Below are 17481 nucleotides of genomic sequence, written 5' to 3'. Positions count from 1 at the left end.
ATTGCTGCAATGAATCAATTTAAACCTGGTTATGCTTCTGGATAATTTAACTTATTTACTACTTACTTATTCCGGAAAGTGACAGAAGAGGGATAGTTGTACTGCGTAACAGCTAGTACTTCACGACACAAACTTTGCATGGTGGCAAGCTTTTGGGCAGAGGTGAGTGGCACTAATAAAAGCGTAAATCCCTAGTATTCCTGGATGAAAGAGTGTAGAGAATTAAGAAGGTGTTGTACTATATGACATCAATGAAATATGCTGTGCCGATTGGTTATCTTTACGCCCTATAGCCTGTGCAACCATTCCAGTTGTACCCATGCGTAAAAATCCGAATGTCCAATAAATATAATTGAATAAAATTGTTGCCAGTGCAACACCTGCTAAATGACGAATCTCCGTTAAATGTCCTAAAAACATTACATCTATTAGTCCTGCCAACGGAACCATTAGATTTGAAAGAACATTTACAGATGCAAGTTTGAGAAAATGGCGGATGAATATTGAACGTTGAGCAAAGATAGACAAAATTACTAAATCCCTTGACCCCTGCTAGAAATTGTAATTGGCGATCGCTTGTGGGTGAAAAATCATCTTGACCCTGACGAGGAAAAACTACGGGTTTCAACGTAGACGAGGTTTATCTTCTGGGTTAGGTAATGTTGATCTGAAGAATGTAAATGCAATGAAGTGAAGCGTAGGAATCGCTTGAGGATAAATGTATTTTGTGTGAATAGATACCCGAAAATTTCTTAGAGGAAAAAATGAAAGTGAAGGCGTTAGCGATGCCTACGGCGGGCTTCGCCAACGCTCTATTTTCCTCTCTACGAGACGCGCTCACGCGAACGCTTGATTGGGGGCAGCGTAAAATACTTGAGAGCAATCTTTTTTGCTGGCTATGAATAGTTGTTACATTGTGCTTTAAATCACTTTATAAGTTATGACTCAAGGTGGTAAAAGAATTGTTGTTGGATGGTTGTGTCTACACAAGAGTTCAGCAAGAGTTAATTTCTTTACCGCCTAAGAGACTTTCATGCTCAAACACATATCTGCAATCGTCACCCTCTTTATTTTAAATTTGGGGTTTGCATCTACATCTGTTGCTGCAACTCCCCGTTCAACTTGGGTGGAAAATGAAATTTACCAATACAACCATCCCTTTGCATCACAGTTGCCTCAAGAATTGGCAACGAAGATGCAAAAGATGGCAGCTAGCCCCTTTGCTTTTTATCGGGGAACGGCTCACATCTTCTACCGCGATATGCAAACATTACCGAGTTCAGCATTTGTGAATTCCTCTACTGATGCCATTTGGTTAGAAGGAGATATGCATCTGCAAAATCTTGGGGGAATGAGAGACAGCAACGATAACAACGTTTTTGATACCACTGACTTTGATGAAGGCTATCTCGGTCCTTACGTTTGGGATTTACGACGTATGGCAGTCTCAATTCTCCTAGCAGCCAAAGAGAACGGCCTAAGCTCCAGTGATGCTCAAGATATTGTCCGAAATTTCCTGGATGCTTACCTCAACAAGATGAGCGACTTTAAGGGGACTAACGACGAGCTTTCATACCGTTTGCAAGAGAGCAATACCAACGGTGTAGTCAAGGATTTAATTCAACAGGCAGCAGCCAAGAGCCGCTCTAGTTTGCTAAATAAGTACACGCTGCTAAATAGTAGTAGCAATCGAGTTTTTCAGACAACCTCTGAACTCCAGCCTGTATCCAGCAGTACCTACTCAGATATTACTGGGGCGATGAGCAGCTACATTACTTCAGTTCCTAGCAGTAAGCGTTACAGCAATAGTTACTACACTCTAAAAGATATTCGCCTCAAATTAGGTTCCGGTACTGGTAGTCTTGGTAAGTATCGGTATTACTTGCTGATTGAGGGTCCAACTTCAGCAACCGATGATGACCGGATTTTGGAGATGAAGCAGGAAGCTTCTAGTGCCGTAGCGATCGCAGTTCCAGGTTTACTACCAAGTTCAGTCTATGGAAACCATCAAGGGGCGAGGGTGACAATCGCCACCAAAGCGATGCTCTCTAATACTGACCCCTTGGTTGGCTACACTACAGTCAGTGGTATCCCCTTTATGCTGCATGAAAAATCCCCTTACCAGGTGGACTTTGACTATACCTTACTAACCACTAAATCAAAATTCATGGATGCGATGGGATATGCAGGTAAGGTCGTTGCTAAAAACCATGCTATCTCCGATCAAGATTACGATGCTAGCATTGTTTCAGAAAGCGTTGACAAGCAAGTGACTGATATCACCAGCTCTAACAAGGCTGTATTCAAAGATGAGATTGTTAACTTTGCTCTAGACTATGCAACTCAAGTCGAGTACGACTACACCAGTTTCGTGAACGCTTACAACAGTGGGGTGACACTCTACTAAACTGAACTGTTGATTGCAATTGTTGAATATGGGTGATAGTAATTACAGGAGTGCGATCGCCTAAACCCCTTAACAGGTTTATCTCACTCCAGTTCTAGAGGATAATCAACAAGTCGGCACGCTCTTAATGATACTTTTGGAACCCAACCTGCTAAACCTATTTTTTGATTTACCCCTTACACCAGCACGTAGAGCAGAGGTGCTGGTGATGAGTGCTGATATTTAACGTGGTTTGGTCGTTTCAGAATTTAAGCATCGGCTGAAATAGTCAAAAAATGACCAAATACAAAATACCTACCTTTGTAAGCATGGGGGGATGGGGTATCGGGGGATTGGGGGCGATCGCTTTTAAGTTTCCTCGCTTGAACGGGGTGGGGTGCGATGGCTCAAGCGCCATGAACCGGTGGCATCGCATCGATGGTTCTTGGAGTTTTTCGTGAAAGCAGTAAAGTGGGTACAACCGCACCCTCACTGTCTGCTAAACTCTGCTTCTAGGAAATCTAGATATCCAAATATTGATAATGTCGTTAATTCCAAATACATTAGCAACCTTTGTGGCTCTTTTCCCAATCGCCAATCCAATCGGTGCAGTTCCGGTTTTTTACAGCTTAACAGCGATGGAAACATCATCTGGGCGTCATCAGCAGGCGATACAAACTGCCATAAATGTAGTCTTAGTTTTAGCTGTGTTTTTACTAACTGGCAGGTGGATTCTAGAATTTTTTGGAATCTCATTAAATGTGCTACGGTTGGCAGGGGGATTACTTGTTGCTCATACAGCGTGGGAAATGGTTACAGTCCGTCAACGACTAACTCCATCAGAAAATGATGAGGCTATAGATAAAGAAGATATTTCTTTTACACCAATGGCAGTGCCATTAATAAGTGGGCCTGGAGCAATTGGGGTAGTAACGAGTTTATCGATTAGCTTTAAGCATTGGGTAGACTATCTTGAGTCTTTAGCGGGAATTGTTTTAATAGGTATAAGCCTTTATCTGTGCCTGTCATTAGGAGAAGCACTTATTAGTAAGTTAGGAAAAAATGGTGTGGGAGCATTAAATCGAGTTTTTGGTTTTTTCATCTTAGCAATTGGTGTGAGGTTTATTGCCGATGGCTCTATTTCCTTGTTGAAAGAGGCGTTCCATATTCAAATAAAATAACCTTTAACTATAATGCTATAAAAGACTGGACATAATTATTTAAAATTAAACCGACATATACCCTTATCTTGATTGAATAGCTGGTTTTTAGGCTTGAGCGCGATTGGCAAACTACTCATCCTTAACTTATCCTCGCTTGAATGGAGAGAGCGATCGCAATACTTGCTTTAATCATAAGCAATCACTCTTGGCTTTCTTAATTTTAATTTTTGAATTGGTATAACTTTCTTCTCAAACAATCTAGTTAAATCTAGACAATATCTGTCCAATTAAATTATAAATAAGTTGCTTTCAAGAGTAAAAATATATATGCCTTACGATATTACAATGTGTCCCGGACAAAATTGCCCAATCAAACAAAATTGTTTCCGTTTTACAAATGAAATTCTGGGTCGTCAGGATTTTTTTGGAGAAGCTCCCTATAGTTTTATTACTAATTCCTGTGAACATTTTGTCAGTAATCACCCAGATGAAAATAAAATCCGTTTAAAAGCTTATGAAATTTGGCAACAAATGGGCTATCCAAATGGCAAGTCTGTAGAACATTGGCTTCAGGCTGAAAAGGAGTTAATAGATTTGAAAGTTTAACTTTACTTTTGTAAATTAAGCTCTGAAGTTAACTGTTACCTATTAGACCTATTGCAAAAAAGTTTTGTGGTAAGCTGTTCCACATTTAAGTTGCTTAACAGCATTACCTTTGTTTTTCACTCGACGATACCATTTAATAATTAATTCGCCTTGATTTAGCAAGCGCTATAATAGATTCTTTAATTGCTCAACTGATTGGAATAATCTATGAGCAATATATTCCTTAGCTGAGTGCCATACTAACTCGACGAGATTATAATCGGGACTATAGGGCGGTAGAAAATACAGTTGAATATTTGGTAAATTTGTTTCAATTTCAGCTAAGATTATTTTCTTTTTATGAGAGCTAGCATTATCTAAAACAATGATTATTTTTGATCCTTTTTCAGTAAATTATTCCGATGCATTACCCTGCTCTACCCATTCTTGATTTATCTGTTCATATAATTGTTGGAATTGTTGATAACAAATGTCACTGTTTCCTTTATCTACAAAAAAACACATTCTTTTACGGTCATGAAATATCACTGCTCCCATGAGATTGACTTTGCCACTGCTACGTTGTCCTGTAACTTTTTTCCTTTGACCTTTTTGGCTCCAATTTTTCCGTCAAATTACTCTTAAACTGAAACCTGATTCATCCCAAAACTAGACTTGAAGCTTTGCTGATTCTAACTTAGACATTTCTAGATATCCTTCTAACTTCTCTTTAAATGCTGCTCTTTTAGTTGGGTCTTGCTTATCTTCTAAGATATACTTAGCCCACAGGTAAACGTACTTTTTTTAAGTAGTATCCTCTTGACTTGTTCTCCACTTAACTTTATTCCTGTTTTTTCTCCCAGGTAAGTTGCTAGTCTTGCTGCTGTCCATCTCCCAAACTCATATTCTAACTGTGTTGGTGGTTTTTCAATTGTTTCCATTAATAATTGAACGTACTCATCCGTAGCTTTTGAGTTATTTCCAATAGCACGTTTATCTTTGAGGCTTTCTATATTATCTGGGAGTACGACAACTATCTTCCAAGTTGTCGTACGGCCGCGCCGGGATAGATTTACTTGAGCGTCGGTTCTTACTGGCTATATAAAGCGCGGGCAGGTGAGAGTGAATGTATTTTTGCGTTAGCGCAGCTTACCGTAGGTATCGCTCGTGTCTTCTACTTTGTGCTATCCCTCAATCTAAATAATAGTTATTATTCCATTTTTTATTTTTGCGATCGCCTAAATTAATATCCCCGAATAGGATCACCAAAAGTGGACAAGACCCGAATTTACGTTCCAATTAGTTGAGAATCTTTTTGTGAAGGCATACTATCTTGTACTAGAGAACGATTTGGTGATTTGCCTTGTAACAGATTACTAGCAAATGCAAAAGTCGCGTTGACTTTGCGAGTACGCCACTCATCTATCAGCTCTTGTACTTTGGTAAGAGACATTCGCCGTGTCATTGCTTCATAAAGATAAGCAGCATGAGTAGTTTCATCTTTGGCGACACTCAAAATGCCCAGTTTTAAGTTACGAGAAACAGGTTCATCATCGGGTAATGCATTCGCCATCCTGGGAAAGTCTTTGCTAGCATCTAACTCTAGAATGTAAGTACTACCCATGAAGACATTCCAATCAATCACAGCAGGTTTTAGTTGTTCTGGGGTGTAACCTTCAAAGAAGGCGGCAAAAAATGGACTACGCTGCTGTTGTGATTTATCTGTAGATGTGGTTTGGGGTTGACTCTTCCAATCTATAACTTGTTTATTGAGTTGTTTTAAGCTGTGAGCGAAAATTTGGCCGTGCCTAGTTTCATCTGACGCGTGTTGTTTAAGCTTTTGGGCTAACCATGTGTCGCCCTCTGCGGCGGCACGCTTACTCAGTGCTGTCAAAAAAGGCACAGAACCAGATTCTGCTAACTCAAACCCAGCCAAGAGATTAGGGCGAGTTTTAGAGTCACGGATCTGAGCAGCACTGTAGTAGGCAAAAGCACCAGAACCTACTAGATGCATCACATAAGTCAACAAATTCATGAGGGATTCCCGCTAACCTTTTTTCTTATGGTAAACATTGAGCATGAGAGATTGGGGATGTTTAACAAAAGCAGTTTTAACCAAAAAAAAATTTAGTGAGTTGTTTTATGCTTTAGTACGGTTGGCTCCCAATACTGCTCGGTTAAGCATTTTTAAGTCGGAATTGGATTTGGGGAAAAGGTTAAAGGGTAAAGGTTAAAGGTTTTTTCTTTTCCTTTTCCCCTTCCCCTTTTCCCCTTAACCGACAAGTATTGGGTTGGCTCCTTACTGTGGCACAGGGCATAAAACTACTTTTCTTTGGGCTAGGACAAACTCGTTTGGATTGGGTAGAGCAGGAAACGAGTAAATCAATTCAGTTGCTAACAGATTTGCTGGGAGAGCGAATTGAAGAACTGATAAAATTATTCACTGCACAACGCGAAACTCTTAAAAAACTGCTTGCCAGCAGAAAACACGCGTTTCCAAGAACCAAATCCCCTCACGGGGACTGAAACACTTGAAAACTAGTAGTTCGCCAAGTGAACTTGGCGGGGTAAAGGGGAAGGGGGAAGGGGGAAAGGGTTTAAATCCCTTACCCTTTTCCCTTTCCCCTTTCCCCAGTCCTCACTTAGCATTTTTGGGTTGGCAGACTACTAGTTTTTATTAAAGGAAATTGCGATCGCTCTTGAGTCAATACCGTAGTTGTGGTACAAATCGAGAGTATCAACGATTGGATTTGACTACATAGCTCTTGGTAGCTATTCATACGTAAATAGCTGAACATTGCTACAATCAAGGCATTTACGCGCCCGTAGCTTTTCACCTTCTCCCCACCCAGCCCTATCAGCACGGAAATACACCCACTGACTTACTGATTCTCCAACGGTACGACCCCAAACAAAATTTTGTGAGCCGCAGATAAGACATGGCGTTTCTTGTGGGCTGAGGTTTTTGTGATTCGGTTGGTTGTTCATGAGGTTCCCCCGATAAATTCTGAGTGCAATCTTTAGCAGCTATTGGGCCAGAGTGCGATTGCGATCGCTTGATATTGAATTACCGATTTTTCCCAATGATAATTTTATTTCCAACAATCATCACCGTAAAAGACTTTCTGTTGTCCGTTGGGTAAAAATCTCGCGCACCATCTGTTTCTAACACGCTATCTGTCAACAGCAATTCGACAACTACTGCACCGAAAGCTATGGCTAACCTGAGTTCGGGATAATAAATCCTCAAAACCCTTGATTTCTCATTGTTCGGTCTGAAGCTCTGTTTTAATATCTTCTCAATAAAGCATATTGTTGATATTAGTCTTATTTATAAGTCTTGTTGACAAAATGATTGCACTTTAAAGGTTTCTTATATCACTTAGAGTTATGCTCAACCCTTACAAAATACGCTTTTTAGCTTCTGGCTTAACCCGAACTCAGGTTACAAACGTAGTCTCCGTCAAAAAATGAAACGCACTGCTATGAATAACAATTATATGATTCAGGTTCTCAGTTTTTTCATTGACAATACTTTAGATTCTTCTGATTCCTTGTGTCAAGCCTGATTGAGATGCTCTTACCCTGACAGTACAACAACTGTGTTGCAGCGATGGTTGATTTAACCCCGAACCGGGAGTGAGATGGAAAACTCAGAGCCTTGTCCTAATTGGGACTGAACTTCCAGCCGACCATCATGTTTCTCGACGACAATCTGACGGGCGATCGCCAAGCCTAACCCCGTTCCTTTGCCAACCTCTTTAGTGGTAAATAAACGCTCAAAAATCTTAGATTGAACTTCTTCATTCATCCCTTTACCGTTGTCAGAAATACGAATTTCAACTGCATTTTGTTCGGATAATAATGCAGTGCGAATCGCGATTTGTTGGGGATGATTTTCTAACTCCTCAAAGGTTGTTTGCTGTGCTATTTCATCGAACATATCAATCGCATTAGCCAGAATGTTCATAAACACCTGGTTAAGCTGACCGGGGAAGCAATCAATTTCAGGAATGTCACCGTAGTCGCGAATAACTCCAATGGCAGGCCGATTTTCATTGGCTTTGAGCCGATACTTGAGAATCAACAGCGTACTATCTAACCCTTCGTGCAAGCTGGCTTTAACTTTGTGTTCCGTATCGGCACGAGAGAAGGTACGCAGGCTGGTACTGATGCCTTTAATGCGATCGGTTGCGCCTTTCATCGAGTCAATTAATTTAGGTAAATCCTCCAACATAAACTCTAGGTCAAGTTCTTGGGCTAATTCGGCCACCGCACCTATAGGTGGCTGGTGCTGGTGATAGATATCTAAATACTCACACAGGTCTAGTACATAATCTTTGGCATTGTTAATACTACCGTTGAGGAAGCCGACTGGATTATTAATTTCGTGAGCCACCCCTGCCACCAAGTTACCTAAAGTCGCCATTTTTTCGCTTTGCACAATCTGAAGCTGAGATTCTTGGATCTGTTGAGTATATGCTTGGGCTTGCTGATAGAGACGAGCATTCTCCAGCGAAATCGCAGCTTGGGCGCACAGCAGATTCAGCACCTCAACGCGATCGCGGGTAAAGGCTCCCGTTGCCAGGTTATTTTCTAGATAGACTATGCCCAGCAACTTGCCCTGTTGCAGAATCGGGCTGCACAGCAGACTCTTGGGCTGTTGGTTTTGGATATACGCATCGCCGAGCAATAGCGGCTCTTGCGCGGCATTACTAATCACAGCAGGCTGCAAGCTGCGTTTGACTTTTGTTACCAGAGCGATCGGTACTATACCACTATCGACAAGCGACTGGGTTGGATGCAGAATCTGCGTTTCGATTTGGCGCGATGCCGTAAGTTCTGCCCTCGCCTGAACTGTGAGATTTTGCCCCTCACTCAACATCAAAGCGCACTGCGTCGCACCAGAGGTTTGCATTACCGTCAGCAAGAGAGTACCAATTAACGGCTCAAGCTCGATTTCACCCGAAAGAGTTTGGGACGCTTTGAGGATGGCAACCAGATCCAGAGAATCAGAAAGACTCGTGGAGGAAGTACTAGTCGAGGTGACAGTTGCAGTGGAAAATAAGGTTTCGTCAATAGAAAGTGTTGTCTGCGCCCCTTGGAAGATGGGAGCTAGCAGTTGGGGATAGCGAGTTTCCAAGTCAGCGAGTTTGGCTTTCGCCCCCCAGCGAGCATAGCCATAGTAGGCGTCAATCAAGTAAGTTTGGGCGATTCGCTCTTTGTTCCAATCCAGATAGAATTTTGCCGCCAGTTCATTGCCAAGGGCTGCTTCCTGAGAATAGCCATTGGCTTTGGCACCCGCGATCGCCAGGTCGTAAAATTCTATAGCTTCGGTTTTGCGATCGAGAACGCGATATTTTTCCGCTTCAACTAAATGATATTTGTGCAAGTAATTCATGGGGCCATAATCTGCCCAATCTTTTAACTTAGCTTGATTTTCTTCCATTCGCTGCCATCCCGGTTCTGACGGGGAAATTGAGTCACCAGGATTAGCCAGTACGGTCAGAGAATCATAGAAATAAAAGATTGGTTCAACGATACTTCCCATACCGCCAGCTAAATACTGTCGCGTTTGAGCGGCATCGCGTTGGGCTTTGGCAAAGTCTTGCAGCCAGTAATTTAAGGTGAAGCGATAAAGGTAAAAGAAGGATAGTCGGTAAAAATCGACTTTGGCCTCATCCAGAACTTTCTGTTCGTAGGCATCCTGGCGTAAGGGAATTTCTTGTTCTGACTGACCTAAGAGAATTTGCGCCGCTTGCCAGTAAGCCAATACACAGTTTGCTGCCGTGACTTGGTGGAGGTCGGATAATTGCTGGTAATAGGCACGAATTTGGGGTTCGAGTTCAGCCAGCGGTTGACCGTACCAATACGCATTAAAGCAGTACAACTGGGCATCGTAGCCCATAAATTCTAGATTGCCAGTTTCCAACCCGGCTTGATATCCGTCCAGTAGAATGGGCAGCGTGTCTTGCAGATGGATTGTCCAAGAACCCACATAAGCCCCCATTAACATGGCAGTTGCGGCTCGGATGTTTTTGGCATCGGGTTCTAAGGCGAGTTGGTATCCTAATTGCCCAAACTGAGGCACTTTTGACATGTCGCCCCACAACATCCTCAGTTGGAAGGCGTAACCAACGTAGCAAAACGCCGAAACTGGACTGTTGCCAAATTGAATCGATAATTTGACCTGGAGTGCCACGACTAGGAAATAAAGCTTTGTGCCGGACATATAACAAACTGGTGTCAGCCGCGCTGCATTTTGCATAATTGCTAATTGCTGCGGATCGGTCATTTTCGGCAGATGAATGAATGACTCAATAGAGCGACCCTCAATTAAAGCATCAATTTCCTGCTTCAGGAGGCGAATATCATCTAGGGTTGGTTCGTCTGGCAAGTTTACGCCCAACATCCGGAAGACTGATTGACCGATCGCGATCGCATCTAAAAATTGATTGCGGGCGACCAATGCCTGAATTCTCACTTGATAGACTGGCACTCGTTCTAGAGGCGTTTTTGCATGATGGATCGCTGCTTCAATCCACTCTTCCATCTGTTCAAAAGCACCAGCCAAAAAAGCGACCTCGGCAGCTAAGTCGTGCAGAGTTAGTGTCATTTCGTACTGCCGTTGCCAAGCGTCCCCTCCCAACAGTTGCAGCCCTACTGTGGCATATTCACGGGCGGCTTGATAGGCGGTTGAGCCTCTGGCTTTGCGGCAAGCGGTGAGGTTGAGTTGGGCGAGTTCGTCCCGTTGGTGTTGTTGTCCAATCAGCGTGGTGCCATAGTTCAACTGATTGACGATTTCAAAAATGCGCTCTTCTCTAGCGGCTGGAGAAACTTGTTGTAGCAGCAGTTGTCCGATTTGGTAATGAGTCGTCTGTTTTTGCTCGTCAGGGATAAGGGAATAAGCAGCTTGCTGGACGCGATCGTGGAGAAAGCGATAAGAACAGTTAAACGATAATGGTTGCTGGACTTGTGCCACGTGAAGTTCTGAGGGTTGGTAGAACTTATAGACATCGCTGATGGGCACAATCACGCCTTCTTGCAAGGCTTTCCAGAGGTCGAGCGCGGTATCTTCGGGCGATCGCTGATTGACAATTGCTAGGGTAGACAAATCAAACTGAGCGCCAATGCAAGCCGCCAGTTTCAAAGCAGTCTGGCTGGCGGTCGGCAATTTTTGCAACTGAAGTGCCATGAACTCGACCACATCATCCGTGAGCGCAAGTAACTTCACCGTTGCCAAGTCACATTGCCAATGTCCTGTCTGGAAGTCAAACCAAATATAGCCGTCCTCATGCAGTGCTTTGAGAAATTGGGTGAGGAAGAAGGGATTCCCCTTAGTTTTTTGATAGACCAACTCCGAAAGCGGTTGAGGCATTTCAGTTGAGCAACTGAGCGTATCTGCTATTAACTGATTAATATGGGCTTGGCTTAAGGGTTGTAGGGTGAGGGTATGGATTTGGGTTTGGGCTTTTTTGACCTCATCGAGCATCAGCATCAACGGATGAGTCGGAAATACTTCGTTATCCCGATAGGCTCCGATGACGAACAGATAACCGCGATCGCGTTCTGTCAGCAGTAGCTTCAGCAAGTTTAGCGAAGCCGAATCAGCCCATTGCAAGTCATCTAAAAAGATGACTAGTGGATGCTCCCTTGTGGTGAACACCGTGATGAACTTTTGGAACAGCAGATTGAAACGATTCTGAGCAGCACTACCGGAGAGTTCTGGTACTGGGGGTTGTTGGCCGATGACCTGTTCGAGTTCAGGAATCACCTCGATAAGTACCTGCCCATTGTCACCCACTGCCGCCAAGATTTTCGCTTTCCAATCAGCTAACTGTGCGTCATCACTGCTTAGAAGTTGACCCATCAGGTCGCGGAAGGCTTGTATAAAGGCACTAAACGGCAGATTGCGGTTGAACTGGTCGTATTTACCTTTGATGAAATAGCCATGCCAACGTACAATCGGCTTATGCACTTCATTGACGACGGCAGTTTTGCCAATACCGGAAAAACCTGCTACCAGCATCAGTTCGGAGGCTCCGTTGGCAACTCGGCCAAAAGCATCAAGTAAGGTTTGAACTTCTTGTTCTCGTCCGTAGAGTTTTTCGGGAATCAAAAAGCGATCGCTAATATCCCGTTGGCCTAAATCAAACCAGGCGAGTTTGCCCGCAACATGATATTTTTCCTGGCATCGCAGCAGATCGTGCTTGAGACCGAGAGCGCTTTGATAGCGCTCTTCCGCATTTTTAGCCATCAGTTTGCGAATGATTTCACCGAGCATGATGGGCAGATCGGGGTTGAGATCGCAGATAGAGGGTGGTTGTTTCGCTATATGGGCATGAACCATTTCTATTGGCTCGTCTACTGGAAATGGTAACTGTCCCGCGAGCAGTTCAAAAAAAGTAACTCCCAAAGAATAGAAATCGCTGCGATAGTCAATTCCCCGGTTCATCCGCCCGGTTTGTTCCGGTGAGATATAGGCAAGTGTGCCTTCTAGAACATTGGGATTTTGAATCTCTTGGGTTTCACGGGGTAACAAGGAGGCAATGCTAAAGTCAATCAGCTTAATCTCCCCCGTTTCTGGTTGAATCAGAATGTTGGCTGGTTTAATGTCTTTGTGAATAATCCGTTGCTGATATAGCTGGTGGAGGATATCTACAATTTGCAGGGCAATTGGCCAAAATTGTTCAACACTTAAAGGGGCAGCCTGGATGTAATCACGTAGAGAGATGCCACCGATGTCTTTCATTACTAAAGCATAGCCATTTTGGTATGGTTCTAGACTCAGCGGTTGGACAATGCCTGGGATGTCGAGATTTTTCGCGATCGCATACTGATTGTGAAACTGCACCAATTCGCTGAAGCTGGGATAGTTGTGCCGCAATAGTTTAATAATGACTGGTTTTTGATCTAATTCCCTAAGACCACGATGTACTAGGGTATTGGAACTGGAATAAATTAGCTCGTTTATACGATAACCAGTTATTGCCAACATAAATCTTATTTTGCTTTACAAATCTTTTTCTATGTATATAGATAATTCCCATTTTGAGATTCTCTTTAACTTTTAGAGACAAAAATTAATAATAATAGTCAAATTTGCAATCGCTTGCTCTAAATTTACTGATTCAAAATTCATTAATTCACATAGTTGACAAGCGAGTTACCGTTAAATAAATACTCAGCAATCGTAATGCCATCAGGCAATGTCAGATGCTGTGATGAAATTTATTTTTGGGATTGTCAAAACCATAAATGTAAAACTTCGCAAAGTTACATTTGAAGATAAATTTAGCGGAATTCTTGGTGTGATCATTGGAGTAGTTTTTATTGGGATAGGTTTTTACGCCAACAAGAAAATTACACACGAGCGTGCTATCCTGACTCAAACACAGGGTAGAGTTGTTGATACTGTCCATTGTTGCGAGCGCGATAGTAAGGATAAGGAAAAAACACTTATGCGCCAATTATTGAGTTTGTCGTTCAAGGCGATTTGCTTCGCTTTACGAGTTGGTACGAATCTTACAGGGCTAGTAACGGCAAAGTATAGCAATCCTAAATGATTCATGAGAAAACACCATATTCATGCAGTTTAGGAAAGTCAAATTTTTGACAATCAATTGCTAATTCAAATAACCCCTTGACCACAGAGAAAGATTGACAAAAAAATAAAATTCTCGAATCAATCTTTTTCCTTGTAACCAGATGTCTTCTACAGGATTTTGTTGTGGAGCATTCGGGGCAAAGCGCTCACAAGTTATCAACCATTGTTCTTTTTCTAATTCTGCATTGAGCGAGTCTAAATACTCTTTAATTTGCCCTGAACGGTGGTAACTAGCTCCGTCCCAAATAATTAAAATTTTAGCTTGGGGGCGTAATGATTGAAGATTTTCTAAAAAACCAATTGTAGTTTCAGAATTAGCTTTTTTTGCCTTGTAAATGAAAAATTCCTTTGTTTGATAGTCCAATGCACCGAAATATGTTTCTTTACAATGCGCATTGCCTACAGGAACTGATACTCGTTCGCTGGTTTTGCCCCAAACATAACCGTTTACGTCCCCCCATAACAAATGACTCACGCAAATCTATGCTATTTTCAATAAACTTTTCTAGCGATCGCATTCACATTCCCGCACCTAGCCCTAGTCATTAAAACTACTTACACTTTTTTATGTATTTTCTCACGAATGATTCCGGATTGCTATATCGTGGTTTTCGATATGTTCGCGAAATGTTAAAAATGCTTCCGGAAATGCCTGAGCCTATTTTATTAACCCAGATTTTTGCCAAGCTTACTTCTTTAGGACGTATTCATCCCATTTCTAGGGGTGTTGAACCCTCGTAAGTTGGCAGAGGTTCCGCGAACCTGGAAGCAAGCTAGCAAGAGCGTGTTGCAGACAAACCTCTCCAAGAGTTGGCATTGCACCTTGTTTATCCCAACCTGACAAAATCGCATTGCTCCCGTCACTAGACAGCAGTCCTCACACGCCCTATTATAAATGAGACGATCGGTTATCTTGTCTGGTCTGGAGAATTATGAGTCAGTCAGGAGAGTCTCGATGAATGGAGCCGAAGCCCTGAACAACTATGTAAATAAACTGTATATGAGGCATCTTAATCCTTGCAGTAATCCCTTCCTACTCACCTTTAGATTTACTTTATAAATAGCCTATAAAAAACGGCACAGTAATTTTTGGATAGGTTTATACGGACAAAATTGGATAACTGCTTTTCATGAGTGTCAAATATGGGTTGAAGAACTCATGGGTTCTATTCGCAATAAGCAGAGGTTTTATCGCCAAGGTTTGAAAGTTATGTCACTTATACAGCAAGCTCTTTAGCTCCCCTGTCGCCCCCTGAAAAATGGGATAAAGAGTTACGTCATCAGCGCATTCAGCAGGACCATAAGCATTCATCATGGGAATATCAGGATAATAGTCGAACCACAAATCTTGGAGATTAGTCGGAAATGCTTCGCCAGTTACTAATAACCAACGCAGTTTACAGAGGTGTGGGATCTGAGGCTGAGATCGCTCAACCTCTTCAAGCAACATTTTTAAGAGTGAGGGAACTATTTGGAGGACAGAGATTGCTTGACGCTCAATCTGTTCCAGCAGTTGGACTGGTTCGCGCACAATTTCATACTTAAAAACGTGTACTCTACCACCAATCAGCAGTAAAGTCAGGATTTGCCAAATAGAGATATCGAAGCTAATCGAGGCTGTCTGGGCGATCGCATCGGTTTCTTTGAGGTCAAGGTTAGCAATCATGGCATAGAGATGATTGAGTAACCCTAAGTGTTCAATGAGGACACCTTTGGGTTGTCCTGTTGAGCCGGAAGTATAGATCGCGTAGGCTAGATTATGAGGCTGACTCTGGCAAATCGGAGGTGTCTGAGGCTGCTGAGACAACAGGCGATCGCCATCAAGATAAACAATCTGAGTTTGGTGTCTCGGCAATAGCTCGGCTAATTTACTTTGAGTGAGCAATACTGCTACTGAGGCATCTGCCAATATGTAAGCCAGTCGTTCTTGGGGATAAGTTGGCTCAAGGGGAACATAAACACCACCCGCTTTAAAAATTCCCAGGATTGCAACTACCATATCGAGCGATCGCTCAACGCATAATCCTACTAAAACTTCTGCACCAACACCAATTTTTTGTAAGTAATGGGCGAGTTGATTAGCTTGGCGATCGAGTTCTTGGTAAGTTAAATGCCGATCGTCAAAGACGACAGCAATCGCTTCCGGGGTTCGCTGAACTTGTTGCTCAAAGAGTTGGTGAAAACAGTAATCCTTTGGGTACGGAGTAGCCGTATTATTCCACTCAACCAGCATCAGGTGTAATTCAGATGGTGTCAGTAAAGGCAATTCACCAATACCGCAAGCAGGGTTGACTACAATTGCTTCCAGTAAGGTTTGGAAATGTCCTGTCATCCGAGTAATGGTGTCTGCTGCAAATAAATCGGTGCTGTATTCCCAGGAACCAACTAGAGTTGTAGCAGTTTCTTCAAAGGTTAAGGTCAGATCGAATAGGGCGGTGCTGACTTGAGGCTGTAAAGGTGTCAGAGTTAACCCAGGTAATTTTAAGGGAGCGATGGAAGCATTTTGGAGAACGAACATCACCTGAAATAGAGGAGCATGACTCAAGTTACGCTCAGGCTGTAGTGCTTCCACAACTTTTTCAAAAGGAATTTGTTGATGGGCATAAGCTTGTAACGTAGTTTCTCGGACTTGTGCTAAAAGCTGGGTAAAACTTGGATTATTTTCTAAGTGAGTTCGCAGAACTATTGTGTTCACTAAGCAACCGAGGAGATGCCGAGTTTCAGTGCGATCGCGATTAGCAATGGGGGAACCGATGGCAATATCTTCTTGCCCATTGTAGCGGTAGAGCAATACCGCAAATGCTGCTAGCAGCGTCATGAAGAGAGTTGTGCCAGCATTTTGGCTTAACTGTCGCAGTTGTTGGGTTAATGTTGAGTTCAGGCTAAAGGCTTGGGTTTGTCCTTGGTTAGTTTGGACTGGTGGACGCGGGCGATGCCTACGGCGAGCTTCGCTAACGCTCGGCAATTGTAACAGAGACGGTATGCCAGCAAGTTGCTGTTTCCAGTAATTAAGTTGTTTTTCGAGAACATCCCCCTGTAAATATTGCCGTTGCCAGAGAGCATAGTCTGCATACTGGATCGGTAACTCTGGCAAAATTGGCTCTATTCCTTGTCTGTAGGCTTGATAAAAGGTAAATAGTTCCTGAATAAAAACCCCAATTGACCAACCATCATTAATGATGTGATGTATTGTCGTCAAAATAATATAATCTATCGTTCCTAGCTGGAGAATCATGACTCGCAGCAGAGGTTCTTGGGCAAAATCGAAGGGATGTTGGGAATGTTCAGCAGCTAAACGGTTAACTTCAGCAGTTTGCTGCGATGCCGAGCGATCGCGCAGGTCAATGTAGGATAGGGTAATCGGTCGATGGGCATGAATAACTTGTCGGGGTTCACTGTTGTCTGTGGTGAAGTTAGTCCGCAAGATTTCGTGGCGTTCAATGACGCTATTAACGCTTTGTTCAAGTGCGGCAATATCTAGGTGTCCCGATAGTTTGAGACTAAAGGAACTGTTGTAGGCTGGATTAGCTGGTTCTAGTAAATTGAAAAACCACAATCGCTCCTGAGCAAAAGAAAGCAATAGGGTAGCTTCAGGCGATCGCTTTGGAATAGTTAGCGTTTTCGCCAGACTAACTGACTCTCCCCGCAGACGCTTTTCCAGCAAGGCTCGTTTTGCCGCAGAGAGTTGTGATTTTCGATTTGAGAAAGGTTGTGCTGGAATTTCCATACTAATTTGAGAA

The 17481-nt window shown here is 42.8% G+C and carries 12 protein-coding genes and 3 pseudogenes; 6 read left to right on the top strand and 9 right to left on the bottom strand.

Annotation, left to right across the window (positions count from 1 at the left end):
• Window positions 1-222: 222 nt before the first annotated feature.
• Window positions 223-528: an MATE family efflux transporter gene (locus V7K45_RS08205; protein WP_335002185.1), complete on the bottom strand. Its 306-nt coding sequence runs from the start codon at window positions 526-528 to the stop codon at window positions 223-225.
• A gap of 505 nt (window positions 529-1033) precedes the next feature.
• Here V7K45_RS08205 and V7K45_RS08200 point away from each other — a divergent pair.
• The 4 genes from V7K45_RS08200 to V7K45_RS08185 all read left to right on the top strand — a co-directional run bounded on the left by V7K45_RS08200 (window position 1034) and on the right by V7K45_RS08185 (window position 4155).
• Window positions 1034-2407, top strand: a complete 1374-nt coding sequence (locus tag V7K45_RS08200) for a DUF2252 domain-containing protein (protein ID WP_335002183.1) — start codon at window positions 1034-1036, stop codon at window positions 2405-2407.
• 275 nt (window positions 2408-2682) lie between these two features.
• Window positions 2683-2847, top strand: coding sequence for a hypothetical protein (locus V7K45_RS08195; RefSeq protein ID WP_335002181.1), 165 nt, complete (start codon window positions 2683-2685; stop codon window positions 2845-2847).
• A gap of 81 nt (window positions 2848-2928) precedes the next feature.
• On the top strand, window positions 2929-3567 hold the full coding sequence (locus V7K45_RS08190; RefSeq protein WP_335002179.1) for a MarC family protein: 639 nt from the start codon (window positions 2929-2931) through the stop codon (window positions 3565-3567).
• A 309-nt stretch (window positions 3568-3876) separates the two neighbouring features.
• On the top strand, window positions 3877-4155 hold the full coding sequence (locus V7K45_RS08185) for a DUF2934 domain-containing protein (RefSeq protein WP_335002177.1): 279 nt from the start codon (window positions 3877-3879) through the stop codon (window positions 4153-4155).
• 48 nt (window positions 4156-4203) lie between these two features.
• Here the strand turns inward: V7K45_RS08185 and V7K45_RS32930 are convergent.
• The 6 genes and pseudogenes from V7K45_RS32930 to V7K45_RS08155 all read right to left on the bottom strand — a co-directional run bounded on the left by V7K45_RS32930 (window position 4204) and on the right by V7K45_RS08155 (window position 13132).
• Window positions 4204-4482, bottom strand: a pseudogene (locus V7K45_RS32930) (transposase).
• 419 nt (window positions 4483-4901) lie between these two features.
• Window positions 4902-5120: a winged helix-turn-helix domain-containing protein gene (locus V7K45_RS08175; RefSeq protein WP_335002186.1), complete on the bottom strand. Its 219-nt coding sequence runs from the start codon at window positions 5118-5120 to the stop codon at window positions 4902-4904.
• Between the two features lie 302 nt (window positions 5121-5422).
• Complete coding sequence (locus tag V7K45_RS08170) at window positions 5423-6169, bottom strand: ferritin-like domain-containing protein (protein WP_335002175.1); 747 nt, start codon at window positions 6167-6169, stop codon at window positions 5423-5425.
• A gap of 737 nt (window positions 6170-6906) precedes the next feature.
• Complete coding sequence (locus tag V7K45_RS08165; protein WP_335002173.1) at window positions 6907-7122, bottom strand: hypothetical protein; 216 nt, start codon at window positions 7120-7122, stop codon at window positions 6907-6909.
• 79 nt (window positions 7123-7201) lie between these two features.
• Complete coding sequence (locus tag V7K45_RS08160) at window positions 7202-7384, bottom strand: hypothetical protein (protein WP_335002171.1); 183 nt, start codon at window positions 7382-7384, stop codon at window positions 7202-7204.
• Between the two features lie 372 nt (window positions 7385-7756).
• A complete protein-coding gene (locus tag V7K45_RS08155) occupies window positions 7757-13132 on the bottom strand; it encodes a trifunctional serine/threonine-protein kinase/ATP-binding protein/sensor histidine kinase (RefSeq protein WP_335002169.1) in 5376 nt (1791 codons plus the stop codon).
• 211 nt (window positions 13133-13343) lie between these two features.
• On the opposite strand from V7K45_RS08155, the gene V7K45_RS08150 reads away from it, so the two are divergent.
• Entirely contained in the window at window positions 13344-13700 is a 357-nt protein-coding gene (locus tag V7K45_RS08150) for a hypothetical protein (RefSeq protein WP_335002167.1), read from the top strand.
• Between the two features lies 1 nt (window position 13701).
• Here V7K45_RS08150 and V7K45_RS08145 read toward each other — a convergent pair.
• Window positions 13702-14210: pseudogene (locus tag V7K45_RS08145) on the bottom strand (transposase); the annotation flags it as partial.
• Between the two features lie 134 nt (window positions 14211-14344).
• Here V7K45_RS08145 and V7K45_RS08140 point away from each other — a divergent pair.
• Window positions 14345-14482: pseudogene (locus tag V7K45_RS08140) on the top strand (IS4 family transposase); the annotation flags it as partial.
• Between the two features lie 472 nt (window positions 14483-14954).
• Here the strand turns inward: V7K45_RS08140 and V7K45_RS08135 are convergent.
• A complete protein-coding gene (locus V7K45_RS08135; protein WP_335002165.1) occupies window positions 14955-17468 on the bottom strand; it encodes a non-ribosomal peptide synthetase in 2514 nt (837 codons plus the stop codon).
• Between the last annotated feature and the right edge of the window lie 13 nt (window positions 17469-17481).

Source organism: Nostoc sp. (assembly GCF_036917375.1).
Classification (GTDB): Bacteria; Cyanobacteriota; Cyanobacteriia; order Cyanobacteriales; family Nostocaceae; genus Nostoc.
Note: the sequence above shows the minus strand (reverse complement) of the source record. Positions and strands in the feature narration are given on the sequence as shown.